Annotated in this window: 21 protein-coding genes and 1 tRNA gene; 17 read left to right on the forward strand and 5 right to left on the reverse strand. The window is 67.7% G+C overall.

All coding sequences use genetic code 11. The annotated features are described in order from the left end of the window. Positions 1 to 61 precede the first annotated feature (61 nt). Positions 62 to 1,852 (reverse strand): glyoxylate carboligase, encoded by a 1,791-nt coding sequence (gcl, locus tag AC57B5_RS12205; RefSeq protein WP_012204040.1) that lies wholly within the window; start codon positions 1,850 to 1,852, stop codon positions 62 to 64. 121 nt (positions 1,853 to 1,973) lie between these two features. Between gcl and AC57B5_RS12210 the strand changes: the two genes are divergently transcribed. Next, positions 1,974 to 2,891, forward strand: coding sequence for a LysR family transcriptional regulator (locus tag AC57B5_RS12210; RefSeq protein WP_154835137.1), 918 nt, complete (start codon positions 1,974 to 1,976; stop codon positions 2,889 to 2,891). A gap of 83 nt (positions 2,892 to 2,974) precedes the next feature. Here the strand turns inward: AC57B5_RS12210 and AC57B5_RS12215 are convergent, their stop codons facing one another. From AC57B5_RS12215 to AC57B5_RS12225, 3 genes are all read right to left on the reverse strand, one after another. Continuing rightward, positions 2,975 to 4,297 (reverse strand): glycerate kinase type-2 family protein, encoded by a 1,323-nt coding sequence (locus AC57B5_RS12215; protein WP_238004224.1) that lies wholly within the window; start codon positions 4,295 to 4,297, stop codon positions 2,975 to 2,977. Between the two features lie 104 nt (positions 4,298 to 4,401). Continuing rightward, on the reverse strand, positions 4,402 to 5,382 hold the full coding sequence (locus tag AC57B5_RS12220) for a tripartite tricarboxylate transporter substrate binding protein (RefSeq protein ID WP_496399617.1): 981 nt from the start codon (positions 5,380 to 5,382) through the stop codon (positions 4,402 to 4,404). A gap of 52 nt (positions 5,383 to 5,434) precedes the next feature. Continuing rightward, complete coding sequence (locus tag AC57B5_RS12225) at positions 5,435 to 6,541, reverse strand: tartrate dehydrogenase (protein ID WP_496399618.1); 1,107 nt, start codon at positions 6,539 to 6,541, stop codon at positions 5,435 to 5,437. Between the two features lie 124 nt (positions 6,542 to 6,665). On the opposite strand from AC57B5_RS12225, the gene AC57B5_RS12230 reads away from it, so the two are divergent. From AC57B5_RS12230 to AC57B5_RS12275, 10 genes are all read left to right on the forward strand, one after another. Then, positions 6,666 to 7,589 carry a LysR family transcriptional regulator gene (locus AC57B5_RS12230; RefSeq protein ID WP_043823989.1) on the forward strand — a complete coding sequence of 308 codons (924 nt, stop codon included), beginning with the start codon at positions 6,666 to 6,668 and terminating at the stop codon, positions 7,587 to 7,589. Between the two features lie 86 nt (positions 7,590 to 7,675). After that, positions 7,676 to 8,353 (forward strand): GntR family transcriptional regulator, encoded by a 678-nt coding sequence (locus AC57B5_RS12235; RefSeq protein ID WP_012204034.1) that lies wholly within the window; start codon positions 7,676 to 7,678, stop codon positions 8,351 to 8,353. Further along, positions 8,350 to 9,306: an allantoinase PuuE gene (puuE, locus tag AC57B5_RS12240; protein ID WP_496399619.1), complete on the forward strand. Its 957-nt coding sequence runs from the start codon at positions 8,350 to 8,352 to the stop codon at positions 9,304 to 9,306. The genes AC57B5_RS12235 and puuE overlap by 4 nt, the downstream gene beginning before the upstream one ends. 6 nt (positions 9,307 to 9,312) lie before the next feature. Beyond that, on the forward strand, positions 9,313 to 11,088 hold the full coding sequence (gene uraD, locus AC57B5_RS12245) for a 2-oxo-4-hydroxy-4-carboxy-5-ureidoimidazoline decarboxylase (RefSeq protein WP_496399620.1): 1,776 nt from the start codon (positions 9,313 to 9,315) through the stop codon (positions 11,086 to 11,088). Continuing rightward, complete coding sequence (locus tag AC57B5_RS12250; RefSeq protein ID WP_496399621.1) at positions 11,085 to 12,377, forward strand: M20 family metallopeptidase; 1,293 nt, start codon at positions 11,085 to 11,087, stop codon at positions 12,375 to 12,377. Before uraD ends, AC57B5_RS12250 begins: the two co-directional genes overlap by 4 nt. Before the next feature lie 400 nt (positions 12,378 to 12,777). Further along, on the forward strand, positions 12,778 to 14,265 hold the full coding sequence (locus AC57B5_RS12255; protein WP_013803717.1) for a nucleobase:cation symporter-2 family protein: 1,488 nt from the start codon (positions 12,778 to 12,780) through the stop codon (positions 14,263 to 14,265). 185 nt (positions 14,266 to 14,450) lie between these two features. After that, positions 14,451 to 16,748 (forward strand): NADP-dependent malic enzyme, encoded by a 2,298-nt coding sequence (locus AC57B5_RS12260; protein ID WP_012204029.1) that lies wholly within the window; start codon positions 14,451 to 14,453, stop codon positions 16,746 to 16,748. Positions 16,749 to 16,847: 99 nt separating this feature from the next. Continuing rightward, a tRNA-Ser gene (locus AC57B5_RS12265) sits at positions 16,848 to 16,935 on the forward strand. Positions 16,936 to 17,242: 307 nt separating this feature from the next. Continuing rightward, a complete protein-coding gene (locus AC57B5_RS12270; RefSeq protein WP_496399622.1) occupies positions 17,243 to 18,775 on the forward strand; it encodes a glycosyltransferase family 39 protein in 1,533 nt (510 codons plus the stop codon). Between the two features lie 55 nt (positions 18,776 to 18,830). Then, positions 18,831 to 19,400, forward strand: coding sequence for a hypothetical protein (locus tag AC57B5_RS12275; protein ID WP_496399623.1), 570 nt, complete (start codon positions 18,831 to 18,833; stop codon positions 19,398 to 19,400). Positions 19,401 to 19,431: 31 nt separating this feature from the next. Here the strand turns inward: AC57B5_RS12275 and AC57B5_RS12280 are convergent, their stop codons facing one another. Next, positions 19,432 to 20,091 carry a TetR/AcrR family transcriptional regulator gene (locus AC57B5_RS12280; RefSeq protein WP_496399624.1) on the reverse strand — a complete coding sequence of 220 codons (660 nt, stop codon included), beginning with the start codon at positions 20,089 to 20,091 and terminating at the stop codon, positions 19,432 to 19,434. A 60-nt stretch (positions 20,092 to 20,151) separates the two neighbouring features. On the opposite strand from AC57B5_RS12280, the gene AC57B5_RS12285 reads away from it, so the two are divergent. The 6 genes from AC57B5_RS12285 to AC57B5_RS12310 all read left to right on the forward strand — a co-directional run bounded on the left by AC57B5_RS12285 (position 20,152) and on the right by AC57B5_RS12310 (position 26,827). Beyond that, a complete protein-coding gene (locus AC57B5_RS12285) occupies positions 20,152 to 21,360 on the forward strand; it encodes an arabinose transporter (RefSeq protein ID WP_279213406.1) in 1,209 nt (402 codons plus the stop codon). Beyond that, entirely contained in the window at positions 21,353 to 22,135 is a 783-nt protein-coding gene (locus AC57B5_RS12290) for a siderophore-interacting protein (protein ID WP_496399625.1), read from the forward strand. The genes AC57B5_RS12285 and AC57B5_RS12290 overlap by 8 nt, the downstream gene beginning before the upstream one ends. A 123-nt stretch (positions 22,136 to 22,258) precedes the next feature. Beyond that, positions 22,259 to 23,692, forward strand: a complete 1,434-nt coding sequence (locus tag AC57B5_RS12295) for an amidase (RefSeq protein WP_496399626.1) — start codon at positions 22,259 to 22,261, stop codon at positions 23,690 to 23,692. A gap of 1 nt (position 23,693) precedes the next feature. Continuing rightward, a complete protein-coding gene (locus AC57B5_RS12300; protein WP_013803733.1) occupies positions 23,694 to 24,569 on the forward strand; it encodes a polysaccharide deacetylase family protein in 876 nt (291 codons plus the stop codon). 28 nt (positions 24,570 to 24,597) lie between these two features. Next, positions 24,598 to 26,043 (forward strand): MFS transporter, encoded by a 1,446-nt coding sequence (locus tag AC57B5_RS12305; protein ID WP_183017629.1) that lies wholly within the window; start codon positions 24,598 to 24,600, stop codon positions 26,041 to 26,043. Between the two features lie 7 nt (positions 26,044 to 26,050). Then, positions 26,051 to 26,827 (forward strand): SDR family NAD(P)-dependent oxidoreductase, encoded by a 777-nt coding sequence (locus AC57B5_RS12310; RefSeq protein ID WP_496399627.1) that lies wholly within the window; start codon positions 26,051 to 26,053, stop codon positions 26,825 to 26,827. Positions 26,828 to 26,838: the final 11 nt, after the last annotated feature.

A 26,838-nucleotide genomic window follows, 5' to 3' on the forward strand; every position in this document is an offset into this window, starting at 1 on the left:
TGCCCCGCCGATAGAAAAAGCAGTGCAGTGCAATGCCGTGCGATGTGCCGTGGCGGGCCGGTCAATCCAGCAGTGCAAGCGCGCTGGGCACGTCGGCAGGCGCTGCGGCCAGGTCCTCGAACTCGATCACGTTGTCGATCTCGGCGCCCATGGAGATGTTGGTCACGCGCTCCAGGATGACCTCGACGACGACCGGCGTGCGGTGCTCTGCCATCCAGGCCTCGGCCTGCTGCATGGCGGGCGCGAAGTCCTCGGGACGGTGCACGCGGATGGCCTTGCAGCCCAGGCCCTCGACCACCTTGACGTGGTCCACGCCATAGCCCTTGGACTCTTCCTTGTCGTCGACATTGATGTTGTCGAAGGCCAGTTGCACGCAGTAGTCGATGGAGAAGGCGCGCTGCGCCTGGCGGATCAGGCCCAGGTAGCTGTTGTTGACCAGCACATGGATGTAGGGCAGCTTGAACTGCGCACCCACGGCCAGCTCCTCGATCATGAACTGGAAGTCATAGTCGCCCGACAGAGCCACGATCTTGCGGGCCGGGTCGGCCACGCGCACGCCCAGGGCGGCTGGCACGGTCCAGCCCAGCGGGCCGGCCTGGCCGCAGTTGATCCAGTTGCGCGGCTTGTAGACATGCAGGAACTGCGCGCCGGCAATCTGCGACAGGCCGATGGTGGAGACGTAGCAGGTGTCCTTGTCCAGGCTGCGGTTCATGCACTGGTAGACGCGCTGCGGCTTCATGGGCACGTTGTCGAAATTGGTCTTGCGCAGGTACTCCACATTGTTCTTGCGGGCCTGGCATTCGGCCACCCAGCCGCTGCGGTCCTTCAGGCGGCCGGCCGCCTTCCACTCGCGCGCCACCTCGACGAAAAGCTTGAGCGCAGCGCCCGCGTCCGAGACGATGCCGTAGTCGGGCGCGAACACGCGGCCGATCTGCGTGGGCTCGATGTCCACGTGCACGAACTTGCGGCCCTTGGTGTAGACCTCGACCGAGCCCGTGTGGCGGTTGGCCCAGCGGTTGCCGATGCCCAGCACGAAGTCGGAGGCCAGCATGGTGGCATTGCCGTAGCGGTGGCTGGTCTGCAGGCCGCACATGCCGGCCATCAGGCGGTGGTCGTCAGGGATGGTGCCCCAGCCCATCAGGGTGGGAATCACGGGCACGTCCAGCAGCTCGGCGAACTCCACCAGCAGCTCGGAGGCATCGGCATTGATCACGCCGCCGCCCGAGACCAGCAGCGGGCGCTCGGACTCGTTGAGCATGGCGATGGCCTTTTCCACCTGCTTGCGCGTGGCAGCCGGCTTGTAGACAGGCAGAGGCTCGTAGGTGTCGATGTCGAACTCGATCTCGGCCAGCTGCACGTCGATGGGCAGGTCGATCAGCACGGGGCCTGGGCGGCCCGAGCGCATCAGGTGGAAGGCCTGCTGGAAGGCGCGCGGCACCTGGGCCGGCTCCAGCACCGTGGTGGCCCACTTGGTCACTGTCTTGGCGATGGAGGCAATGTCCACGGCCTGGAAATCTTCCTTGTGCAGGCGCGAGCGCGGCGCCTGGCCCGTGATGCAGAGAATCGGAATCGAATCCGCGCTGGCCGAGTACAGGCCCGTGATCATGTCCGTGCCGGCCGGGCCGCTGGTGCCGATGCACACGCCGATGTTGCCGGCCACGGCGCGGGTGTAGCCCTCGGCCATGTGGCTTGCGCCTTCGACGTGGCGCGCCAGGATATGGCCGATGCCGCCATGGTCCTTGAGCGCTGCGTACAGCGGGTTGATGGCGGCACCGGGAACGCCGAATGCGACGGTCACGCCTTCTTTTTCCAGCACGCGGACTGCGGCTTCGATTGCTTTCATTTTTGCCATGGGAGGTCTCCTTCAAATTGGAGTCAACTCTAGGCAGACAGGCCGATTGGCGGAACGCCTGCGCAGACCATAAAATTTATTCCGTGCAGGAATAACTACCAATGAAAAAGGAGACAGCGCCATGGACAGACTCGATGCCATGCACATGTTCGTGCGCGTGGTGGAGACCAGCAGCTTCACCAAGGTCGCGCACGAATTCGCCACCACCCAGCCCACGGTCACCAAGCAGATCGCAGCCATGGAAGCGCGCCTGAAGGTGCGCCTGCTCAACCGCAACACGCGCGGCGTGAGCCTGACCGAAGCGGGCGCGCTGTACTACGAGAAATGCAAGGCCATCGTCAACGACGTGGCCGAGGCCGACAAGGTGGTCCAGGTGCGCCAGACCCAGGTGCAGGGCCAGCTGCGCATTGGCAGCTCGGTGGCCTTTGGCCGGCGCGTGCTGATACCGCTGGCGTTGGAATTCATGGCGCACAACCCCCAGGTGCAGGTCGACCTGAGCTTCGAGGACCGCTACACCGACCTGGTGGCCAACGGCATCGACGTGGCCCTGCGCCTGGGCAAGCTGGCCGACTCCAGCCTGGGCGCACGCACGCTGGGTGTGAACCCCTGGGTGCTGGTGGCCTCGCCCACCTACCTGCGCAAGCGCGGCACGCCGCGCCGCCCCTCCGACCTCAAGGAACATGCCACGCTGATCTACAGCAGCGTGCAGGGCAACGACATCTGGCGTCTGCGCAACGCCAGCGGAGAACCGGTCTCGGTGGCGGTCACGGGCCGGCTGCGCTCCAACAACCTCTCGGCCCTGCTGGCGGCCTCACGCTCGCACATGGGCATTGCCGCCCTGCCCCGCTACGTGGCCCATGACTCGCTGCAGGCCGGCCGCGTGGTCGAAGTCCTCAAGACCTGCCGCCTGCCCGAGCAGGAAATCCACGCCGTCTACCCCTCGCCGCGCCTGGTGCCGCAGAAGGTGCAGTCCTTCATCGCCTTCCTGCAGGGGCGGTTCGATGCCGAATGGTGGGAGACGCTGCCGCGCGGGGCGTGAGCGCCTGAAACAGGCGAGCCTGAAACAAGTGGCCGGGCGCACGTCCCGGCCTCGAAAAACAACCACCCGGCAGGAGCAAAAACCTAGAGAACCAGAATCGCCCGGAAGTCATTCACGTTGGTATGCGTAGGCCCGGTCACCACCAGATCCCCCAGCGCATCAAAGAACCCATACGCATCATTGCGGTCCAGGTACTCGGCAATCCGCATGCCCTGGTCCTGGGCCCGCGCCAACGTATCCGGTGACACGCGCGCCCCCGCGTTGTCCTCCACGCCATCGATGCCATCGGTATCGGCCGCCAGCGCCCAGACCTTGTCCTGCCCCTGCAGGGCCTGGGCAAGACCCATGCAGAACTCGCCAGCGCGCCCGCCGCGTCCCTTGGGCGTGCCGGCCGGGCGCTGCCGGATGGTGACCGTGGTCTCGCCGCCGGACAGGATCACGCAGGGCTTTGCAAACGGCTGGCCGTGGCGGGCCACGGCGCGCGCCAGGGCGGCGTGGACCTTGGCGACCTCGCGCGATTCGCCCTCGATCTCGTCGGACAGCACGTGGGTGCGCAGGCCTGCGGCCTCGGCCACGCGTGCGGCCGCCTCCAGCGAGTGCTGGGGCGTGGCAATCATGTGGACCTCATGGCCGTCGAAGCGCGCGTCGCCGGGCTTGGGGGTTTCCAGCTCGCCTGCCTCCAGCGCGCGGCGCACGGATTCAGGCACGTCGATGCGGTAGCGCGCGAGGATGGCCAGCGCGTCGGCGCAGCTGCTGGCATCGGGCACGGTGGGGCCGCTGGCGATGATGGAGGGGTCGTCGCCCGGCACGTCGCTGATGGTCAGCGTGACCACGCGCGCAGGCGCGCAGGCCGCGCCCAGGCGCCCGCCCTTGATGCGCGACAGGTGCTTGCGCACGCAGTTCATCTCGCCGATGGCGGCGCCGCTTTCCAGCAGCGCGCGATTGATGCGCTGCTTTTCCTCCAGGTCGATGCCTTCGGCCGGCAGGGTCAGCAGGGCCGAGCCGCCGCCCGAGATCAGGCACAGCACGAGGTCGTCCTCGGTCAGCCCTTCGGTCAGCGCGAGGATGCGTTCGGCGGCGGCCAGGCCTGCCGCATCGGGCACGGGGTGGGCGGCCTCGACCACTTCGATGCGCTGCGCCAGGCCTTCGGGGCGCGGCGGGATGTGGTGGTAGCGCGTGACCACGAGGCCGGACAGCGGCGCGTCCGCTGGCCACAGCGCCTCCAGCGCCTGGGCCATGGAGCCGCCGGCCTTGCCCGCGCCCAGCACCAGGGTGCGGCCCTTGGGAGGCTTTGGCAGGCATTGGGCCATGCTGTACAGGGGCTGCGCATCCTTGACCGCAGCGCGGTAGAGGTCGAGCAGAAAGGCTTGGGGATCGGTGAGGTGCAGGTCCGTGGTGCTGGTCATGGTGTGTTGTCTCCGCCGGGCATTATGGAATTTCCTGCACCGGCGGTGGCATGCGGTCAAGTCACAACTGATTCGCCCGGCCTCGTTCCTCGCGCCAACTCAACTCAATCCAGGGCCACCTTGGCATCCTTGACCAGCCTGGCGAAGCGGTCGGTGTCGTCGCGGATCTGGCGCGCCATTTGCTCGGGCGATCCGCCGATGGGCTCGGCGCCTATCTCCTCCATCTTCCTGCGGAACTGCGGGGACTCGATGATGCGGTTCATGTCAGCGCCCAGCCGCGCCAGTACCTCCCTGGGCGTCGCGGCCGGTGCCAGCACGCCGAACCAGGTGCCCATGTCGAAGCCCTTGAGGCCGGCCTCGTCCAGCGTGGGCACATCGGGCAGGGCCACCGAGCGCCTGGCCGTGGTCACGGCCAGCGCGCGCAGCTTGCCGGCCTTGATGTGGGGCAGCACAGGCGTGACGGTATCGAAGGACATGGCGATCTGCCCGCCCAGCAGGTCCGTGGTCAGCGGGCCGCTGCCCTTGTAGGGCACGTGCAGCAGCTCCACGCCGCCCATGGACTCGAACTGCGCGCCGATCAGGTGCTGGCCCGTGCCCGCGCCGTTGGAGCCATAGGCCAGCTTGCCGGGCTGGGCTCGGGCCTGGGCCAGCAGCTCCTGCACGGTTTTGGCGGGCACCTGCGGATTGACCACCAGCACATTGGGGACCACGGCCACCACGGTGATGGGCGCCAGGTCCTTCTGGAAGTCATAGCCCAGCCTGCGGTAGACGCTGGTGGCAATGGTGTGGTGGACGGCGCCCATGAGCAGGGTGTAGCCGTCAGGTTTCGCCTTGGCCACATGGTCGGCGCCCATGGTGGCGCCCGCGCCGGGGCGGTTTTCCACGACCACGGGCTGGCCCAGACTCTTGGACAGCTCCTGGCCCAGCGCACGTGCCAGCACGTCGGTGGTGCCGCCTGCGGGAAACGGCACGATGAGGTTGACGGGGCGCGCCGGCCAGGCCTGGGCCAAGGCCGAAGACATGGCGGCTGGAATGGTGGCGGCGGCCAGCGCGCACGCTGCGGCAACCCTGGTGATGCGGTTCATGGCTTGTCTCCTGTCTGTTCTTTTGTGGGCTATCGGACCATGCAGCGCGCGCTCAGGCAGGCACGGGCACGGCCTGGACCTCGGCGGTCTGCGCGCGCAGCCGTGCGCAGACCGCGTCGGTGACCTGGCGCGTGGTGGCCTTGCCGCCCAGGTCGCGCGTGTGCAGCGCGGCATCGGCCGTCACCTGCTCCACGGCCTGCATCAGCCGCTGCGCGGCGCGGTGCTCGCCCAGGTGCTCCAGCAGCATCACGCAGCTCCAGAACGTGCCCACGGGATTGGCCAGGCCCTGGCCCATGATGTCGAAGGCCGATCCGTGGATGGGCTCGAACATGCTGGGGTAGCGGCGCTCCGGGTCGATGTTGCCCGTGGGCGCAATGCCCAGGCTGCCGGCCAGCGCGGCCGCCAGGTCGCTGAGGATGTCGGCATGCAGGTTGGTGGCGACCAGGGTGTCCAGCGAGGCGGGGCGGTTGACCATGCGCGCCGTGGCCGCGTCCACCAGCTCCTTGTCCCAGCGCACGTCGGGGAACTCGGCGGCCACCTGCACCGCAATCTCGTCCCACATCACCATGGCATGGCGCTGGGCGTTGGACTTGGTGATCACCGTCAGCAGCTTGCGCGGCCGCGACTGCGCCAGGCGGAAGGCGAAGCGCATGATGCGCTCCACGCCCGCACGGGTCATCATGCTCACGTCGGTGGCCACCTCGATGGGATGGCCCTGGTGGGCGCGGCCGCCCACGCCCGCGTATTCGCCTTCGGAGTTCTCGCGCACGATGACCCAGTCCAGATCCTCTCGCGCGCAGCGCTTGAGCGGCGCATCGATGCCGGGCAGGATGCGCGTGGGCCGCACATTGGCGTACTGATCGAACCCCTGGCAGATCTTCAGGCGCAGGCCCCACAGCGTGACATGGTCGGGAATGTGCGGGTCGCCGGCCGAGCCGAACAGGATGGCGTCCTGGCCGCGCAGCGCGTCCAGCCCGTCGGCCGGCATCATCTCGCCGTGCGCGCGGTACCAGTCGCCTCCCCAGCCGAAACTGGTGAAGGCAAAGCCCAGGCCGGGCTGGGTTTCGGCCAGCGCCTGCAGCACCTCCTGCCCTGCGGGCACCACTTCCTTGCCGATGCCATCGCCGGGAATGCAGGCGATGCGGTATGTCTTTGTCATGAGGGCTCCTTGGATTGCGGTGGATGAAGCGCCATGCGGTTCCATGGCCTTGTCCGTGAATCTATCGATGGAACAACGCCGCGCGCGCCTCTAGAGTGATGGCATCGTTCACTTTGATTCAACAATGAGCACACCCGTCTCAGCGCCATCGGAGATGGCCTTCTTCTGCCTGCTGGCCCGCAGCGCCAGCCTGTCGGCCACGGCCCGCGAGCTGGGCATCACCACGCCGGCGGCCAGCAAGCGCCTGTCCCAGATGGAGGCGCGGCTGGGCGTGCAACTGGTCAGCCGCACGACGCGGCGCCTGGGCCTGACCGACGAGGGCCAGACCTACCTGGCCCATGCGCGGCGCATCCTGGACGACATTGCCGCCATGGAGCAGGCCGTGGCCGGCATGCCCGGGCAGCCGCAGGGCCTGCTGCGCATCAATGCCACGCTGGGATTCGGACGCAGCCATATCGCGCCGCTGATCGCCAGCTTCGTGCGCAGGCACCCGCAGATCCAGGTGCAGCTGCAGCTGTCGGCCTCGCCGCCGCCGTTGGTGGATGACAGCTTCGACCTGTGCATACGCTTTGGCGAGCCGCCGGACGCGCGCATCATCGCGCGGCGCCTGGCGCCCAACCGGCGGCTGCTGTGCGCGTCTGCCGCCTACCTGGCACGGCGCGGCACGCCGGCCACCCCGCGCGAGCTGATGCAGCACGACTGCATCGACATCCGCCAGGGCGACGACACCCACGGCGTCTGGCGCTTCACCCACAACGGCCCCGGCCGCAAGACCGAGGCCATCCGCCTGCGCGACAGCCTGAGCACCAACGATGGCGAGATCGCCGTGGGCTGGGCCCTGGCCGGCCTGGGCATCGTCATGCGCGCCGAATGGGATGTCGCCCGCTACCTGCGCAGCGGCCGCCTGGTGCAGGTACTGGCCGACCATGCCACGGCGCCGGCCGACATCCATGTGGTCTATCCGCAGCGGCACGCGGCAACCCAGCGCGTGCAGCGCTTTGTGGAGCACCTGGCACGGCACTTCGATACGGCCGCGCCCGGTTTCTGAAAAGGGATGCCGTATGCGGGGAAACGCCAATAAGCAGTAGACAGAAACTGTATACAACTCTTGTGACCAGCCGCTATGATGGCTGAATGGAGACTTCCACCACCAGTTTCATTGTCGAGAGCCTGACCCGGGCCATCGTCGAACACCGTCTTCTGCCCGGCACCAAGCTGGCCGAGCAGAAATTGGCAGACCATTTCGGCGTCTCGCGCACCCTGGTGCGCCAGGCGCTGTTCCAGCTGTCGCAAAACCGCCTGATCCGGCTCGAACCCGCGCGCGGGGCCTTCGTGGCCACGCCCTCGGTGGACGAGGCGCGCCAGGTCTTCGCCGTGCGCCGCATGCTCGAAGCCGAGATGGTGCGCGCCTTCATCGCCCAGAGCACGCCGGCCAAGATCCGCGCGCTGCGGCAGCACGTGGCGGCCGAGAAAAAGGCCATGGACGGCAACGACGTCGGCCAGCGTACCGAGCTGCTGGGCGACTTCCACGTGCGCATGGCCGAGCTCATGGGCAACGAGGTGCTGGCCCAGCTGCTGGGCGAGCTGATCTCGCGCTGCGCGCTGATCACGCTGATGTACCAGTCCAGCACGGCCGCCGAGCATTCCCATGACGAGCATGCCGAAATCGTCACGGCCCTGGCCGGCGGCGACGCCGACCACGCCGTGCAGCTCATGCAGCAGCACCTGGACCACGTGGAAGCCGGCCTGACCTTCGACCGCGACATGCCGACCAGCGATCTTTCGATGGCCCTTTCCTCCGTATCCGCATGACCTACGACGCCACTGCCCCCTATCCCCGCGACCTGATCGGCTACGGTCGCACGCCCCCCCACGCCCGCTGGCCAGGCCAGGCCCGCGTGGCCGTGCAGTTCGTCCTCAACTATGAAGAGGGCGGCGAGAACTGCGTGCTGCACGGCGACGCCGCCAGCGAGCAGTTCCTGTCCGAAATGTTCAACCCGGCCGCCTACCCCGAGCGCCACATGAGCATGGAAGGCATCTATGAATACGGCTCGCGCGCAGGCGTCTGGCGCATCCTGCGCGAGTTCGAGAAGCGCGGCCTGCCGCTGACCGTTTTCGGCGTGGCCACGGCCCTGCAAAAGCACCGTGAGCTGGCCCAGGCCTTCGCCGAGCTGGGCCATGAAGTGGCCTGCCACGGCCTCAAGTGGATCCACTACCAGGGCGTGCCCGCCGATGTGGAGCGCGCCCACATGCAGCAGTGCATGGAGATCTTCGGCGAGCTGTACGGCCACGATGGCGACCACGGCCTGGGCTGGTACACGGGCCGCGACAGCCCCAACACCCACCGCCTGGTGGCCGACGACGGCCGCTTCGCCTACGACAGCGACTACTACGGCGACGACCTGCCCTTCTGGATGAAGGTCGGCAGGAGCGACGGCAGCACCCACAGCCAGCTCATCGTGCCCTACACGCTGGACTGCAACGACATGCGCTTCGCCCTGCCCCAGGGCTACTCGCACGCCGACCCGTTCTTCCAATACCTGAAGGACACGTTCGACGCCCTCTACGCCGAGGGCGATCCGGCCGGCGATGACTCCCCCAAGATGATGAGCATTGGCATGCACTGCCGCCTGCTGGGCCGCCCCGGCCGCATCACGGCACTGCAGCGCTTTCTGGACCACATTCAGCGGCACGACAAGGTCTGGGTCTGCCGCCGCATCGACCTCGCGCGCCACTGGGCGCACCACCATCCCGACAAGGAATAACGCAGCATGGCTCTGACGCTGGAACAACTCAATGCCGCCGACCTGGCCACCGCCGCCAGTCTGCTGGACGGCCTCTACGAACACTCGCCCTGGATTGCCGAGGCCGCGCTGGCCCAGCGCCCCTTCCGCTCGCTGGCACAGATCAAGTACGCCATGGCCCAGGTGCTGGACAAGGCGCCGGTGCAGGCCAAGCTCGACCTGATCCGCGCCCACCCGGAGCTGGCCGGCAAGGCCATGGAGACCAACACGCTCACGGCCGAATCCACCAACGAGCAGAACAAGGCCGGCCTGACCCGCTGCACGCCCGAGGAGCTGGAGCACATCCGCAAGCTCAACGCCGAGTACGGCAAGCGCTTCGGCTTTCCCTTCATCCTGGCCGTGCGCGGTCCACGCGGCGCGGGCCTGGCCAAGGCCGAGATCATCGAGACCTTCGAGCGCCGCCTGCACAACCACCCCGACTTCGAGCTGGGCGAGGCGCTGCGCAACATCCACCGCATTGCCGAGCTCCGCCTGAACGACAAGTTCGGCTACACGCCCGAGCTGGGCAACGATGTCTGGGACTGGCAGGAAAAGCTGGCCCAGCACAGCGACCCCGGCTATGCCGAAAAGGGCCAGCTCACCGTCACCTACCTGACCGATGCCCACCGCGCCTGCGCCCAGCGCATCAGCCACTGGATGCGCGACTGCGGCTTCGACGAGGTCGAGATCGACGCCGTGGGCAACGTCGTGGGCCGCTACAAGGCGGCCACCGAGGACGCCAAGACCCTGCTGACCGGCAGCCACTACGACACCGTGCGCAACGGCGGCAAGTACGACGGCCGCCTGGGCATCTTCGTGCCCATGGCCTGCGTGCGCGAGCTGCACCGCCAGGGCAAGCGCCTGCCGTTCCACATCGAGGTCGTGGGCTTTGCGGAAGAGGAAGGCCAGCGCTACAAGGCCACCTTCCTGGGCTCGGGCGCGCTGATCGGCGACTTCAGGCAGGAATGGCTGGAGCAAAAGGACGCCGATGGCATCACCCTGCGCGAGGCCATGCAGCATGCCGGCCTGTGCATTGACGACATCCCCAAGCTGCAGCGCGATCCGGCCCGCTACCTGGGCTTCATCGAAGTGCACATCGAACAGGGCCCGGTGCTCAACGAGCTGGACATCCCGCTGGGCATCGTCACCTCCATCAACGGCAGCGCGCGCTACATCTGCGAGATGATCGGCATGGCCAGCCACGCCGGCACCACGCCCATGGACCGCCGCCGCGATGCCGCCTGCGGCGTGGCCGAGCTGGCGCTGTACATCGAAAAGCGCGCCGCGCGCGACGGCACCTCGGTGGCCACCATGGGCCAGCTCAATGTGCCCAGCGGCTCGGTCAACGTGGTTCCCGGCCGCTGCCAGTTCAGCCTGGACCTGCGCGCGCCCACCAACGAGCAGCGCGACGCCATGGTGGCCGACATCCTGGCCGAGATCGAGGCCATCGCCCAGCGCCGTGGCCTGCGCTACAGCACCGAGCTGGCCATGAAGGCCGCCGCCGCCCCCAGCGCCCCCGAATGGCAGCAGCGCTGGGAAGCCGCCGTGGACGCCCTGGGCGTGCCCCTGTACCGCATGCCCAGCGGCGCCGGCCACGACGCCATGAAGCTGCACGAAATCATGCCCCAGGCCATGCTGTTCGTGCGCGGCCTGAACGCCGGCATCAGCCACAACCCGCTGGAAAGCTCCACCGCCGACGACATGCAACTGTCCGTCGATGCCTTCTCCCACGTACTGAACCAGCTGGCCCAAGAGCAGCAATGACCGACATGAACCAAGACAAGCAAGCCACCTACGCCGCCCTGGACGCCTGGATCGACCAGCATTTCGATGAAGAGGTGCAATTCCTGCAGGCCCTGGTCCAGGTTCCGACCGACACCCCGCCCGGCAACAACGCACCCCACGCCGAGCGCACGGCCGAGCTGCTCAAGACCCTGGGCTACGAGGCCGAGAAGCACACCGTGCCCGAGGCCGAGGTCAAGGCCTACGGCATGGAGTCCATCACCAACCTGATCGTGCGCCGCCCCTACGGCAGCGCAGGTGACGCCGGCGGCGGCCTGACCATCGCGCTGAATGCCCACGGCGACGTGGTGCCGCCCGGTGAAGGCTGGACCCAGGACCCCTATGGCGCCGCCATCGAGGACGGCAAGCTCTACGGCCGCGCCGCCGCCGTGAGCAAGAGCGACTTCGCCACCTTCACCTACGCCGTGCGTGCGCTCGAAGCCGTGGCCCGGCCCTCCAAGGGCGCGGTGGAACTGCACTTCACCTATGACGAGGAATTCGGCGGCATCCTGGGCCCCGGCTGGCTGCTGGCCAACAACCTCACCAAGCCCGACCTCATGGTCGCGGCCGGCTTCAGCTACGAAGTCGTCACCGCCCACAACGGCTGCCTGCAGATGGAAGTGACCGTGCAGGGCAAGATGGCCCACGCCGCCGTGCCCCACACGGGCGTGGACGCGCTGCAGGCCGCCGTGGTGCTGATGAACGCGCTGTACGCCGAGAACACCAAGTACCAGCAGGTGACCTCCAAGGTGCCGGGCATCAAGCACCCCTACCTGAACATCGGCCGCATCGAAGGCGGCACCAACACCAACGTGGTGCCCGGCAAGGTCGTGCTCAAGATCGACCGCCGCATGATCCCCGAGGAGAGCCCGGCCGAGGTCGAGGCCAGCATCCGCGCCGTCATCGCCCAGGCCATTGCCGACTTCAACGCCAAGGGCGGCTACACGGGCGAGGATGCCGTGCGCGTGGACATCAAGCGCCTGCTGCTGGCCAATGCCATGACGCCGCTGGCGGGCAACAAGCCCCTGGTGGACGCCATCCAGGCCCATGGCGAAGCCGTGTTCGGCGAAAAGCCCCCGGCCGTGGGCACGCCGCTGTACACCGACGTGCGCCTGTACGTGGAGCGCGGCATTCCCGGCGTGATCTACGGCGCCGGCCCGCGCACCGTGCTGGAGTCCCACGCCAAGCGCGCCGACGAGCGCCTGGTGCTGGAGGACCTGCGCCGTGCCACCAAGGTCATTGCACGCATGCTGTGCGACCTGACGGCCTGACCGCCTGACCGCCTGACGGCCCGCATCAAGGCCTGACACCCAAGCCCGGCGCCGCCGGGCTTTTTTGCGCCCGGGCACCGCATCGGGGCACATGCACCGCCGCAGACCATGCCGTGCGCCAGAGCCACGCACGAGCCGCGCCAAGCCGCGCGGTAGCGGCCACCAGGCACCAGCACGGTGCCTGGCGCTTGCCTGGCGGCTGGCATCCATCTTGCAATGCACCATGGCACTCCCGCCCTGGCAGGCGATGCGCACCAAAACGGGTTGGCGCGACTGCCGCAACAGGGTTTACCGGGAGCAGAAATTTCCCATGATCTGTATACACTTTTTGTATGGATGTTGGCGCCGAACCCTGCCACGCCGGCGTCCGTTCCCATAAATCCCGAGGAGACAAATCCCCATGCAATCTTCCGTTCATCCCGTCGATGAGATGCTGCCCGCAGGCAAGCTCACGGCGCTGGGCCTGCAGCACGTTCTCGTGATGTATGCGGGCGCCGTGGCCGTGCCCCTGATCGTCGGCCGCGCACTCAACCTGCCGCCCGAGCAGGTGGCCCACCTGATCTCGGCCGACCTGTTTTGCTGCGGCCTGATCACGCTGATCCAGGCCATGGGCGCGACCCAGTGGTTCGGCATCAAGCTGCCCGTGATGATGGGCGTGACCTTCGCCAGCGTGGCGCCCATGGTGTCCATGGCGCAGAGCACGGGCGGCTCGGCGGGGGCGGGGCTGATCTTCGGCTCGGTGATCGGGGCGGGGATCGTGTCCATCCTCATCGCCCCGCTGATCAGCCGCATGCTGCGCTTTTTCCCGCCCGTGGTGACCGGCACCATCATTGCCGTCATCGGCATCAGCCTGATGCGCGTGGGCGTGAACTGGATCTTCGGCAACCCCGTCGGCCCCACCGCTCCCAGCGTGCCCAACCCCGAGCACCTGAAATGGCTGGCCGACGCCCAGGCCACGGCCGGCGCGCCGGGCTCCTCGCTGCCGCCCGTGCCCAAGGGCTTCGCGGTCGTGCCCACCATTCCCAACCCCAAGTACGGCGACCTGACCGGCGTGGGCATCTCGGCCATCGTGCTGCTGTCCATCCTGCTGATCGCGCGCTTTGCCAAGGGCTTCCTGGCCAACGTCTCGGTGCTCATGGGCATCCTGATCGGCGGCGTGCTGTCCGTGGCCATGGGCCTGATGGACTTCAGCAAGGTCGCCAAGGCCGAATGGTTCACGATGGTGCTGCCCTTCGAGATCGCCACGCCGGTGTTCGACCCCATCCTCATCCTCACCATGAGCCTGGTGATGGTGGTAGTGATGATCGAGTCCACCGGCATGTTCCTGGCCCTGGGCGACATGACCGATCGCAAGATCAGCCAGGACGAGCTGACGCGCGGCCTGCGCACCGACGGCCTGGGCACGCTGATCGGCGGCATCTTCAACACCTTCCCCTACACCAGCTTCTCGCAGAACGTGGGCCTGGTCGCCGTCACCGGCGTCAAGAGCCGCTGGGTCTGCGTGGCCGGCGGCGTGATCCTGATCGTGCTGGGCGTGCTGCCCAAGATGGGCGCCCTGGTCGAGTCCCTGCCCACCGTGGTGCTGGGCGGCGCGGGCCTGGTGATGTTCGGCATGGTGGCCTCCACCGGCATCCGCATCCTGAGCAACGTGGATTTCCAGACCAACCGCAACAACGCCATGATCGTCGCCGTGTCCATCGGCGTGGGCATGATTCCGCTGGTGGCGCCGAATTTCCGCCAATGGATGCCCCACGGCATTCATCCGTTGATCGAATCCGGTATCCTGCTGGCCTCGATTACCGCGGTGGCATTGAACATTTTCTTCAACGGAGCCAGCAGCGATACCTCTGCTGCCGTCCGGGCCGCACGCCAGGCAGACGCCCACTGATGAAACAGTGCCCGCCCTGGCGGGCACGCCCAACAATCGCCCGGCCTACCCGCCGGGCTGTGCGCCCCCTGCCGTCCATAGGCGCCAGGGGGCTTGTTGTCGAAATCCCTGAGGCAAAACTGTCCTGACCCTCATAGGCTGTAGCTATCCGGTAAGCTCCGAGAGCATTTGCAGAGAATTCCTGTATGACCCAAAACCTGTCCAACGCCGAACAAGCCCTGCGCGACGCAGCCCGCGAATACCATCGCAGCCCCAACAAGGGCAAGATCTCCGTCACGCCCACCAAGCCCTTGTCCAACCAGCGCGACCTGTCGCTGGCCTATTCGCCCGGCGTGGCCTACCCCTGCCTGGACATCCAGGCCGACCCCTCGCTGGCCGCCGAATACACGGCGCGCGGCAACCTGGTCGGCGTCATCACCAACGGCACGGCCGTGCTGGGCCTGGGTGACATCGGCCCGCTGGCCGGCAAGCCGGTGATGGAAGGCAAGGGCTGCCTGTTCAAGAAGTTCGCCGGCGTCGACGTTTTCGACATCGAACTGGCCGAGCGCGATCCGGACAAGCTGATCGAGATCATCGCCTCGCTCGAACCCACGCTGGGCGGCATCAACCTCGAGGACATCAAGGCGCCCGAGTGCTTCTACATCGAGCAGGAGCTGTCCAAGCGCATGAACATCCCCGTGTTCCATGACGACCAGCACGGCACGGCCATCATCTCCAGCGCCGCCCTGCTCAACGGGCTGGAGCTGGTGGACAAGCAGATCGGCAACGTCAAGATCGCCGTCTCCGGCGCCGGCGCTGCTGCCATCGCCTGCGTGAACGTGATGGTGGGCCTGGGCGTCAAGCGCGAAAACGTCTTCATGTGCGACTCCAAGGGCGTGATCTACGAAGGCCGCCCCGGTGGCCTGGACGCCTCCAAGGCCCAGTACGCGCAAAAGACGGACGCCCGCACCCTGGCCGATGCCGTCAAGGACGCCGACGTCTTCCTGGGCTGCTCGGCTCCCGGCGTGCTCACTGCCGACATGGTCAAGACCATGGCCGACAAGCCCATCATCCTGGCCCTGGCCAACCCCGAACCCGAGATCCGCCCCGAGCTGGCCAAGGCCGTGCGCCCGGACTGCATCATGGCCACGGGCCGCTCGGACTACCCCAACCAGGTCAACAACGTCCTGTGCTTCCCCTACATCTTCCGTGGCGCGCTGGACTGCGGCGCCACCAAGATCACCGAAGCCATGAAGCTGGCCTGCGTGCGCGAAATCGCCGCACTGGCCAAGCAGGACGTCAGCGATGAAGTCGCCGCCGCCTACCAGGGCAAGGAGCTGAAGTTCGGCCCCGACTACCTGATCCCCACGCCCTTCGACACCCGCCTGATCCTGCGCATCGCGCCGGCCGTGGCCAAGGCTGCCGAAGAGTCCGGCGTCGCCACCCGCCCCATCGCCGACTACGACGCCTACCGCGAGAGCCTGACCCGCTTCGTCTACCAGACCAGCATGTTCATGCGTCCGGTGTTCGCCGCTGCCAAGGCCAACCAGCAGCGCGTGGCCTATGCCGAAGGCGAAGACGAGCGCGTGCTGCGCGCCGCCCAGGTCGCCGTCGATGACGGCCTGGCCAAGCCCATCCTGATCGGCCGCCCCGCCGTGATCGAGGCCCGCATCGCCAAGGCCGGCCTGCGCCTGGTGCTGGGCAAGGACGTGGAGATCTGCAACCCCGAGGACGATCCGCGCTTCCGCCAGTACTGGGAAACCTACCACCGCCTGATGGGCCGCAACGGCGTCACGCCCGAGACCGCCAAGGCCGCCGTGCGCCGCTCCAACACGCTGATCGCCGCGCTCATGGTCCACCTGGGCGATGCCGACGCCATGCTCTGCGGCCTCGTCGGCAAGTTCGACAGCCACCTGGCCCATGTGCGCGACGTGCTCGGCCTCAAGCAAGGCGCTGGCGAATTCGCCACCGTCAACGCCGTGATGCTGGACAGCGGCACGCTGTTCATCGCCGACACCTACATCAACGAGGCGCCCAACGCCACCGAGCTGGCCGACATCGCCCGCCTGGCGGCCGAGGAAGTGGCCCGCTTCGGCCTGCCGCCCAAGGTGGCCTTCCTGTCGCACAGCAACTACGGTTCGTCCAGCCGCCCCTCGGCGCTGAAGATGCGCGCCGCGCGCGACCTGTTCGCCGCCGCCAACCCCGACGTGGAATGCGATGGCGAAATGCACGGCGACTCCGCCCTGTCCGAAGCCATCCGCGACCGCGCCCTGCTCGAGTCCTCGCTGCACGGCGAGGCCAACGTGCTCATCTGCCCCAACCTGGACGCCGCGAACATCCTGTTCAACGTGCTCAAGACCACGGGCGGCCACGGCACGACCATCGGCCCCATCCTGCTGGGCGGCGCTGCAGCAGCCCATGTGCTGACCCCCTCCGCCACCGTGCGCCGCGTGGTCAACATGACGGCCCTGGCCGCAGCCCAGGCCATCGCTGCCCGCGGCTGACGCGCCGCACCCAAAAAAGGCGCCCCTGTGAAGGGGCGCCTTTTTTACGCCCCCTGCCTCGGCAGGAGCGGCATAAGCCCGGCTAGAATACGCAGCTTCGGAGGTTTGGGTGAGTGGTTTAAACCAGCAGTCTTGAAAACTGCCGACGGGCAACCGTCCGTGAGTTCGAATCTCACAGCCTCCGCCAGATTCAGATGATCAGAAACAAAGCGCCTGCCCAGGCGCTTTTTTCTTGCCCATCGCGCACCAGGCAGGTTCAACCAGCGCCCTGCCCCCGGCTGCAGCCACGCAGCCCGCCGTGAGCCCGCAGTCAACGGTCTCCACACATTCTTCACACAGTCTTTACATTGGATTAACCAAGCAGACATAAGCTGCCGAGCTTCTAGCGCTCGCGTAAGCCAAGAGTCCGTAGCCAACGCTGAAGCTCCCGTTCGACCGCCTTCCTGGGAATTTCCCCTGTGCCAGCGCACTTGTCATCGCCGCTGGCATTTCCTATGACCCATCCCGTCCCCTCACAAGCAGCGAGCGCGATCACGCGAAGCGCTCCGCTGGCCATGCCCGCACCGTCGCTTTCCCTGGACATCAAGGTCCTCATCGGCCTCTTTCTCTTTTCGGTGGTCTGGCTGCTGCAGATCGACAGCTCCAGCCTCACGGCACCCAAGGACAACCTCGAACAACTGACCTGGGTGCACAGCCTGGAGTGGGGCTACTACAAGCACCCGCCCCTGCCGACCTGGCTGCTTTCGGTGCCGGTCCATTTGTTCGGCCTGTCTGCGCGCACCAGCTACGCCACCGGCGCGCTTTTCACGCTGGCGGGCCTGTTCCTTTTCTGGAAGCTGCTGAATGACTTGCGCGGCAGCCGCTACGCCACGCTGGCCCTGTTGGCGGCCATGTGCATCACCTACTACAACGAGCGGATGCACTTCTTCAACCATGAAGTCGTGCTGATGCCCTTCTTCGCGGCCAGCGCCCTGCTGGTGTGGCGTGCGGTGGGCAGCAGGCAGCTGCGCTGGTGGGCCGCCCTGGGCTGCTGCCTGGGGCTGGGCGCACTGGCCAAGTACCAGATGATCCTGGCCGCCGTGGCGGTATTCCTGTTCTGGCTGGCGTCAGGCGCCTGGCGCGAGCGGGTCCACATGATCGGCCTGGTGCTGGCGGCGGCCATCTCGCTGGTCATCATCTCGCCGCACCTGTACTGGCTTTTCCTGAACGACTTCGGCCCCATCCGCTATGCCACCGAATCCTCGCTGGGCGCCAGCCTGGGCGGCGGCGCCAGGCTGCTCAACACCGTGCACTGGCTGGCAGACCAGTTGCTGAACCGCGCGCTGCTCGCCTGGGTGCTGCTGGGACTGGTGATGGCCCTGCACCGCCGCAGCCGCCTTGTGCCGCAGGACACACCGCAGCGTCCCGGGACAGCCGATGCATCGCGCGCGCTGATCCTGTGCTTTGGCCTCACGCCCATCGTGCTGACCTGCGCCATCGGCATCTTTGCGGGCTCGTCGCTGCAGCTGCACTGGGGCACGCCCTTTCTGCTGCTGGCCGTTCCCGTCGCCATGGAGCTGGCCGGTGCCAGGCTGCACCCGTCGCGCATATCGATCACCACCGCCATCAAGTGCTTCGTGGCGCTTCAACTGGCCTTGCTGCTCGTGGCCCAGATGACCTCGGCGCGCAGTGAACTGCGGCTTAACAGCCGGCACTGGAGAAACTTCGATTCAAAGGCCTTGAGCCAGGCGCTTGCCGAACCCGCGCGCGAAGCGCTGGGCGGCGATATCCGCGTGATCGCAGGCCCCACGGCCGAGGCCAAGGCCCTGGCCCTGAAGCTGCGCGAAAAGCCCCTGGTGCTGATCGATGGGCGCATGGACATCAGCCCCTGGATTTCCCAGCACATGGTGGATGCCTGCGGGGTGCTGCATCTGCAACTGGCGGCATCGCAGCCGCCCGGCCACCAGCCGGTGGGCGAAGGCTTTCCCTCCCTCTTCTGGCGTGTCAGCCCGCCGGAAGAAGATGCGGGCAGCTGCGTCGAAAGCTGAACGAATAAGGTCCTTGCGGGCCGCGCCTGTCGGCATTGCGTGATTGCACCCATTGTTGAGAACCACCACCGTGCCCATGAAATCCCCTTGCGAAGAACTCATCGACATGCTGGGCCAGCCCTATGACGCCGGCAAAGTGGCCCGACTGCTTGGCCCATTGGGTGTCAAGCGAATGCCCAGGCCGTCGAGCCATTTTGATGACGACATCATCTGGTCCGCCAAGTCCTCGCTGCGCATCGATGTCTATCGTCCCCGGGCACTTTCCAGGCGGACGGGGAGAGACTGGGAGGATGGCGATGTCTGGCTCATTGGCTCCGTGCATTTTCTTGCGCCGGGGGCAGACAGCAGAATCCGGGCTGTATTTGCGGGCAGCCTGCCTTCGGGGCTGAGCATGCGATCCCCACCTGAAGCGCTGGTGGCGGTTTTTGGGCCGCCGCAAATGGATGATGGGATCGAGCGACCGGGACATGGCGGACGTCTGCTGGCCTGGCGCAAGCCGCAGGTCAACATCGTGGCCGAGTATGAGGACGCGGGCGAAGCTGGCTCCATCACCAGCTTTGTGGTGTGCCTCATCGGCTGCATAGGCGCATGGCACCACGACGATCCGGAGGTCTTCGCGCCCTGAGGACCTGGCGGCCAAATCGCGCTTTGCATCCTCAACCCAGGGCAGGCGCTCGCAGATACCCCATCAGCACCTGCACGATGCCATCCTCCAGGGCCTGGGGGGTGAACATGGCCGGCGGATCGATGACGGCGGCATGCACCAGGGACTCCATGGTCTGCAGCAGCATCCAGGTGGCCAGTTCCAGGTCACGGTGGGCGAGCTGACTGCGGTGCAGCTCCAGGAGCTGGCGCACTTGGCGGAAGATGCCGCCGTCTGCCGCGCTTTGCTCGCGCGGCGCGTCGAAGAAGGGGAACTCCTTTTCCAGCACCCGGTGCAGATCGGGCTCGACCCAATGCGCCGCCAGCAGCGCGCGGACCATGGCCTGCACATGGCCTTGCAGGCCCTGCGGCCGCTCTGCCGCAAGCACGGCGGCAATGGCCGCGTACATCTGCGCGGCGTGGCGCTCGTGCAAGGCCGTGATCAGCGAGTCCTTGTTGGGAAAGTACTGGTAGAGCGAACCCACGCTCACACCTGCGCGCTCGGCCACCAGATTGGTGTTGGTGGCGGCGTAGCCGCGTTCTGCAAGAACGCGAGCCGCGGCCTCCAGAATGGCCTCGACCGTGGCAAGGGAACGCGCCTGCCGTGGCTGCTTGCGGGGCTGGGGCAGCTGCCGCTGCGCCGCCTGCGAATGCGAGTTTTCAATGCGAGCCATGGCTCATATTCTCCTGGACATGTGATCTGAGTTTTTACTCGTATTTGAAAGGGAATGCACATGTCTTCCGGAATTTCGCCATCCGCGGCCGCGTCGCCGCCGGTGAACGCATTTGCGCGGCTGCTGCCGCTGACGCTGGCGGTCTTCGTCAGCTTTCTCTGCCTGGGCATGCCCATGCCCGTGCTGCCCCTGCACCTGAGTCAGACCCTGGGACTGGGCACGCTGGGCGTGGGCACGGTGATGGGCTGCCAGTTCGCGGCGGCCCTGCTGTCGCGGGCCTGGGCCGGCTCTCTGGCCGACACGCGCGGCGCCAGGCGTGCCGTGGTGCTGGGTATGTTGCTGGCCGCCGCTTCGGGCGTGGCCTACCTGATGTCCCGCGCCTTCGAGGGCGGACAGGCCGCAGTCTGGGTGCTGGCCGCCGGCCGCGTGATGCTGGGCTGCGCCGAGAGCCTGATCATCACCGGCGCCCTGAGCTGGGGCATGGGAATGATTGGCCCGCAACATGCCGGCAAGGTGATGGCCTGGGTGGGCATTGCCATGTACGGCGCCTATGCGGCGGGCGCGCCGGCCGGCGTGGCAGTGCAGGCGGCCTGGGGCTTCTCGGGCATTGCCGTGGCCACCATCGTGCTGCCGCTGGCCGCCCTGGCCATGGTCTGGGGCCTGCGCGCCACGCCGGCTGCGGCCCAGCGCCGCACACCGTTCTACAAGGTGCTGGGCACGGTGTGGCTGCCCGGCCTGGGGCTGGCCCTGTCCAGCGCGGGCTTTGGCGTGATCACCACTTTTGCGGCGCTGCTGTTCGCGTCGCGCGGGTGGGGCGCGGCCTCGCTGGCCTTCACGGCCTTCGGCCTGGCCTTCATAGGGGCGCGTTTGTTCTTCGGCCATCTGCCTGACAAGCTGGGCGGCGTGCGGGTGGCGCTGGCCAGCATTCCGCTGGAGGCGGCGGGCCTGCTGCTGATCTGGGGCGGCGGCGATGCGGCCTGGGCCTATGCGGGAGCCGCACTCACCGGCTTCGGCTATTCGCTGGCCTTCCCGGCCTTCGGCGTGGAAGCCGTCCGCCGTGCGCCACCCCAGGCGCGCGGTGCGGCCATGGGCGCCTATGTGGCCTTCTTCGACCTGTCCATGGGACTGACGGCCCCCGCCGCCGGGCTGCTGGCCAGTGTCACAGGCGTCGGAGATGTGTATTTCGCCGCCGCCGTGAGCGTGGCCCTGTCCATTGCCGTGGCCCTGCTGCTGCGCGTGAACGCAGCCCGGGGAGCCTCCCATGGCTGAGCCGCTTCACACCCCCGCCGGCACGCAGCGCGCCCTGGGCACCGTGGTGAACGTGCAGTCCATCACCCCGCGCATGCGCCGCATCACGCTGGGCGGCGAGCAGATTGCCGCCTTCTCCCGAGCGCCCGCAGCGGATGCGCCCGCCGCCTGGGTCAAGCTGTTCCTGCCGTCCGGCGAAGGCCGGGCCTATACGCTGCGCAGCGTGGACCGCCAGGCCGGCACGCTGGACATTGACCTGGTGCTGCATGGCGATGCGTTCAATGCCAAGCATGAGAACAACACCTCCGCTGGCGGCGACGGCCCCGCCTCCCGCTGGGCCGCCCAGGCCCGCGTGGGCGAGCAGGTGGCCATTGCCGGCCCGCGCAGTGGCGGCTTCGCTCCACCAGCCGGCACCGATTGGATGATGCTGGCAGGCGATGCCTCGGCCCTGCCGGCCATGCAGTCCATCGCCGCGAGTCTGCCGGCCTCTGCCCGGGTCAAGGCCTATGTGGAAATCGTCGACGACGGCGAATGCCAACCCATGGACAGCGCCGCCAACTGGCGCACCGAGTGGATCACCGCTGCGCCAGGCCAGCCCGGACAGAGGCTGTGCCAGCGGCTCATGTACCGGCCGCTGCCGCTGGGCACCGGCTATCTGTGGATGGCCGGCGAGTCCGGCGCTATGCGCACGTTGAAGATGCACTTCCTGGACCGTGGCATCGCCCGCTCCCAGTTGAGCACCAAGGGCTACTGGAAATCCGGCGAGGCGGACCACAAGGATCGCCAGGATCGCTAGGGCCGCGCACGCAGCTTTCTCCCCCCATCAACAGCGCCACATCCCCCGGGTAACCACCCGGACACGGGATGCAGGCGCTCACTAGAATCAAAAAATGAACTTTGACATCAACATTCAAATTCAATGAAAACCAATGGCTGCCAGACGGCGCCTCCCTTGGCCTCCGAACTGCATGCGGCGTATGCAGCCGGCACGCTGACGCCCATGCAAGCCACGGAGCACTGCCTGCGGGTTGCCTGCGCAAGCCAGTCCGTGTTCACGCGCATCACGGCGGACCGCGCGCTCGAAGAGGCCCGGCAGTCCACCGAGCGCTGGCGCGCGGGCCGGCCGCTGGGGCCGCTGGACGGCGTCCCCATCAGCTGGAAGGACTTGTTCGACGTGCGCGGCACGCCGACCACGGCGGCCTCGGCCCTGCTGCAGTCGGCCGCGCCAGCCCGGGCCGACGCCACCGTGGTGGCGCGTGCCGCAGCGGCCGGCATGGTCTGCCTGGGCAAGACCAATCTCAGTGAGTTCGCCTACTCGGGCCTGGGGCTCAACCCCTGCTTCGGCACGCCGGTGTTTGCACATGAGGGAGGCCACGACCGGGCGCCCGGGGGCTCGTCCAGCGGCGCTGCGCTGGCCGTGGCCCTGGGGTGCGGGCCGCTGGCCATGGGCACGGACACGGCGGGGTCCGTGCGCATTCCCGCCGCCTTCAACGGGCTGGCGGGCTATCGCGCCAGCAGGGGGCGCTATTGCCTGCAGGGCGTGTTTGCGCTGGCGCCGTCCCTGGACACCCTGGGGCCGCTGGCCCTGAGCGTGGCCGACTGCATGGCGCTGGACCGCGTGCTGCGCGGGCTGACCGACGACGGCCATGCCAACGCATCCCCCGCCGCGGACCTGCGCAATCAGGTGTTCTGCACGGACCTCAGCCTGCTGGATGACGACCGCGTGCAAGCTCCCGTGCGCAACAACCTCCTGTCCTCCCTGGCCTTGCTGGAGACCCGGGGTGCCCGCGTGGAGCGCCGCACGCTGCGCAGCCTGCGCGCCGTACGGACGCTGACCCGGCGCCATGGCTGGCTGGGCGCCCATGAAGCCTTTGCCACCCACCGCGCACGCCTGGACGATGCCGATCAGGCCGCACGCATGGACCCGCGCGTGCGCCAGCGCCTGGAGGCGGCCAGGCATCTGAGTCCTGACAGCTACCGGGCATTGATCGCCCAGCGCGCACCACTGATGGCCTTGTTCGCGCAGGAGCTGGGCGATGCCACCCTGGTGCTGCCCACCACGGGCCACACCGCACCCCTGCTGCTGCCGCTGCTGGACGACGACAGGCTGTTTGCCGAAACCAACCTCGCCACGCTGCGGCTGACCATGCCCGGCAGCTACCTGGACACGCCGGCCGTGGCGCTGCCCAGCGGCGTGCAGCGCATTCCCGGCCTGGACGGCAGGCCTGCGTTTCTGCCCACGGGCCTGCAGCTCATGCGCCCCCGGGGCGATGACGACCGGCTGCTGCGCATTGCGCTGAGCGTCGAACAGGTTCTTTCCCCCTCCACCGTTCCCATTGATAGGAGTGCATGACATGAGCAAGGAAATCCAGATCACGTTTGGCGTGGACGTCGATGCCGTCGGCGGCTGGCTTGGTTCGTATGGCGGGGAAGACTCGCCCGACGACATCTCGCGCGGCATGTTCGCGGGCGAGGTCGGCTCGCTGCGGCTGCTCAAGCTGTTCCACAAATACGGCCTGAAGACGACCTGGTTCATTCCGGGCCACTCTGCCGAGACCTTTCCCGAGCAGATGAAGGCCGTGGTGGACGCGGGCCACGAAATCGGCATCCACGGCTACAGCCATGAGAACCCGATTGCCATGACGCCCGAGCAGGAAGAAGCCGTGCTGGACCGCAGCATCGAAGTCATCACGCGGCTGGCCGGCCGCGCGCCCACGGGCTACGTCGCTCCGTGGTGGGAATTCAGCCCGGTCACCAACGAGCTGCTGCTCAAGAAAGGCATCAAGTACGACCACAGCCTGATGCACAACGACTTCCATCCCTACTACGTGCGCGTGGGCGACCAGTGGACCCGCATCGACTACAGCAAGCATCCGGACACCTGGATGAAACCCCTGGTGCGCGGCAAGGAGACACGGCTGGTCGAGATCCCCGCCAACTGGTATCTGGACGACCTGCCGCCCATGATGTTCATCAAGAAGTCGCCCAACAGCCACGGCTTCGTCAACCCGCGCGACATAGAGCAGATGTGGCGCGACCAGTTCGACTGGGTCTACCGCGAGCACGACTACGCGGTCTTCCCCATCACCATCCACCCCGATGTCTCCGGCCGCCCCCAGGTGCTGCTGATGCTGGAGCGCCTGATCGAGCATTTCCAGTCGCATGAGGGCGTGCGCTTCATGACGTGCGACCAGATCGCCGACGACTTCCTGCGCCGCCAGCCGCGTTGATGCCGCATCCCACCTCAGCGAGGACACCATGAATACCTCCGCCATTGCCTCCGACGCCCCAGGCGCCGGCCATCCGGCCCCGGCCGGGATCGATGCCCCCTGGACCGCGCCCACCGTGACGCGCAGGCAGGTCAGCTACGCCACCTGGGTCTGCTTTTTCGCCTGGGTCTTTGCCGTCTACGACTTCATCCTCTTCGGCACCCTGCTGCCGCAACTGGGCGAGCACTTCCAGTGGAGCGCCGAGCAGCAGGCGCGCCTGAACACCTGGGTAACGCTGGGCACGGTGATCGTGGCCTTCGGCATCGGCCCCATTGCGGACCGGCTGGGGCGGCGCAAGGGCATCATCATCGCCGTGGCGGGCGCCGCGCTGTGCTCGGGCCTGACGGCGCTGGCCGGCTGGGTGATCGGCCTGTCGGCGGGCCTGGGCTTCGTGCTGCTGATCGTGGTGCGCTCGCTGGCGGGCCTGGGCTATGCCGAGCAAAGCATCAACGCCACCTACCTGAGCGAGCTGTTCTCCCTGGTCTACACGGACCCGGCCTCGCTGCGGCGGCGTGGCTTCATCTACTCGCTGGTGCAGGGCGGCTGGCCCGTGGGCGCGGTGCTCACGGCCGTGCTGGTGGCCCTGCTGTATCCGCTGGGCGAGCGCTGGTTCGGCCAGGGCGGCGGCTGGGCGCTGTCCTTCGTGTTCGCCATGTTCCCGGCCCTGGTGATCGCCGTGCTGGGCCGCCGGCTGGTGGAAACGCCCCAGTTCCTGACCGCGCGGCGCGTGGCCGATCTGCGCCGCGCCGGGCGCGAGGCAGAGGCCATGCGCCTGGCGCAGGAGCATGGCGCCAGCGCACAGCAGGAGCAGCACACCGGCCTGTCGGCCATGTTCCGCGGTGCCTCGCTGCGGCCCACGCTGTCGCTGGCCCTGGGCTTTTTCCTGAACTGGTTCGCCATCGTGATCTTCGCGGTGCTGGGCACCTCGGTGCTGGGCGGCGCGGGCGGCACGCCGGGCAAGGGCGTGGATTTCTCCAGCGCGCTGCAGGTGCTCATCATCTCCAATCTCGCGGGCTTTCTGGGCTATGTCTTCCATGGCTGGCTCGGTGACCGCATAGGCCGGCGCAACGCCGTGGCCATAGGCTGGATGCTGGGTGGCCTGGCCTTCGCGCTCATGCTGAACGCGCCCTCGGGCGACTTCTGGCGCATCGTGCCGCTGTACTCGCTGGGGCTGTTCTTCCTGATCGGCCCCTATGCAGCCGCCCTGTTCCTGATCGGCGAGAGCTTTCCCAGCCACATCCGTGCCACGGCCAGCTCCTTCGTCAACGCCATGGGCCAGGTGGGCGCCATCGCGGCGGGCTTCGGCGTGACCTGGACGCTGTCGCAAGGCTCGGACTGGGTGCAGGCGGCGCTGTACTGGGGCGCCATTCCCTGCGCGGCCTCGGGCCTGCTGATGTTTCTGGCGCCCCATGTCGATCCCGAGACCGTGAAGTGAGGCCGCCATGAACCCGGACACCCCCAGCAACAAGGTGGCCCTCGTCACAGGCGCCGCCAGCGGCATCGGCCAGGCGCTGGCCGTGGCCTATGCGCAGGCGGGCATTGCCGTGGCCGGCAGCTACTACCCCCGGGATCCGCACGATCCCGGCCAGACCCTGGAACTCGTCGAACGCGCGGGCGGGCGGTGCGTGATGGAGGCGGTCGATGTAGGCGATGCCGAACAGGTCGAGCACCTGGCCCGGGTCGCCGTGGACCGCTTCGGCCGGCTGGACTTCGCCGTCGCCAATGCGGGTTTGCTGCGCCAGGCGCCCCTGGTCGAGATGAGCGATGCGCAGTGGCTGGAGGTCATCAACATCGACCTGGGCGGCGTGATGCGCACCTTCCGGGCCAGTGCGCGCCACATGGCTGCAGGCGGGGCCATGGTGGCCGTCTCCTCCATTGCAGGCGGCGTCTACGGCTGGGAGCAGCATGCCCACTATGCAGCCGCCAAGGCAGGCGTGCCCGGGCTGTGCCGCGCCGTGGCCATGGAGCTGGCACCGCACGGCATACGCTGCAATGCCGTGATTCCGGGCCTGATCGAGACGCCGCAATCGCTGGACCCGGTCAACTCGCTGGGGCCGGAGGGCCTGGCGCTGGCGGCCAGGGGCATCCCGCTGGGACGCGTGGGGCAGGCCCGCGAAATCGCCGCCCTGATCCGTTTCCTGACCAGCGACGAGGCTTCCTACATCACCGGCCAATCCATCATTGCCGACGGCGGCCTGACCGTGCGCTGGCCCAGTTGAGGACATCCGAC

The organism is Delftia sp. BGA-UO-ETr-SB1 (assembly GCF_059567865.1).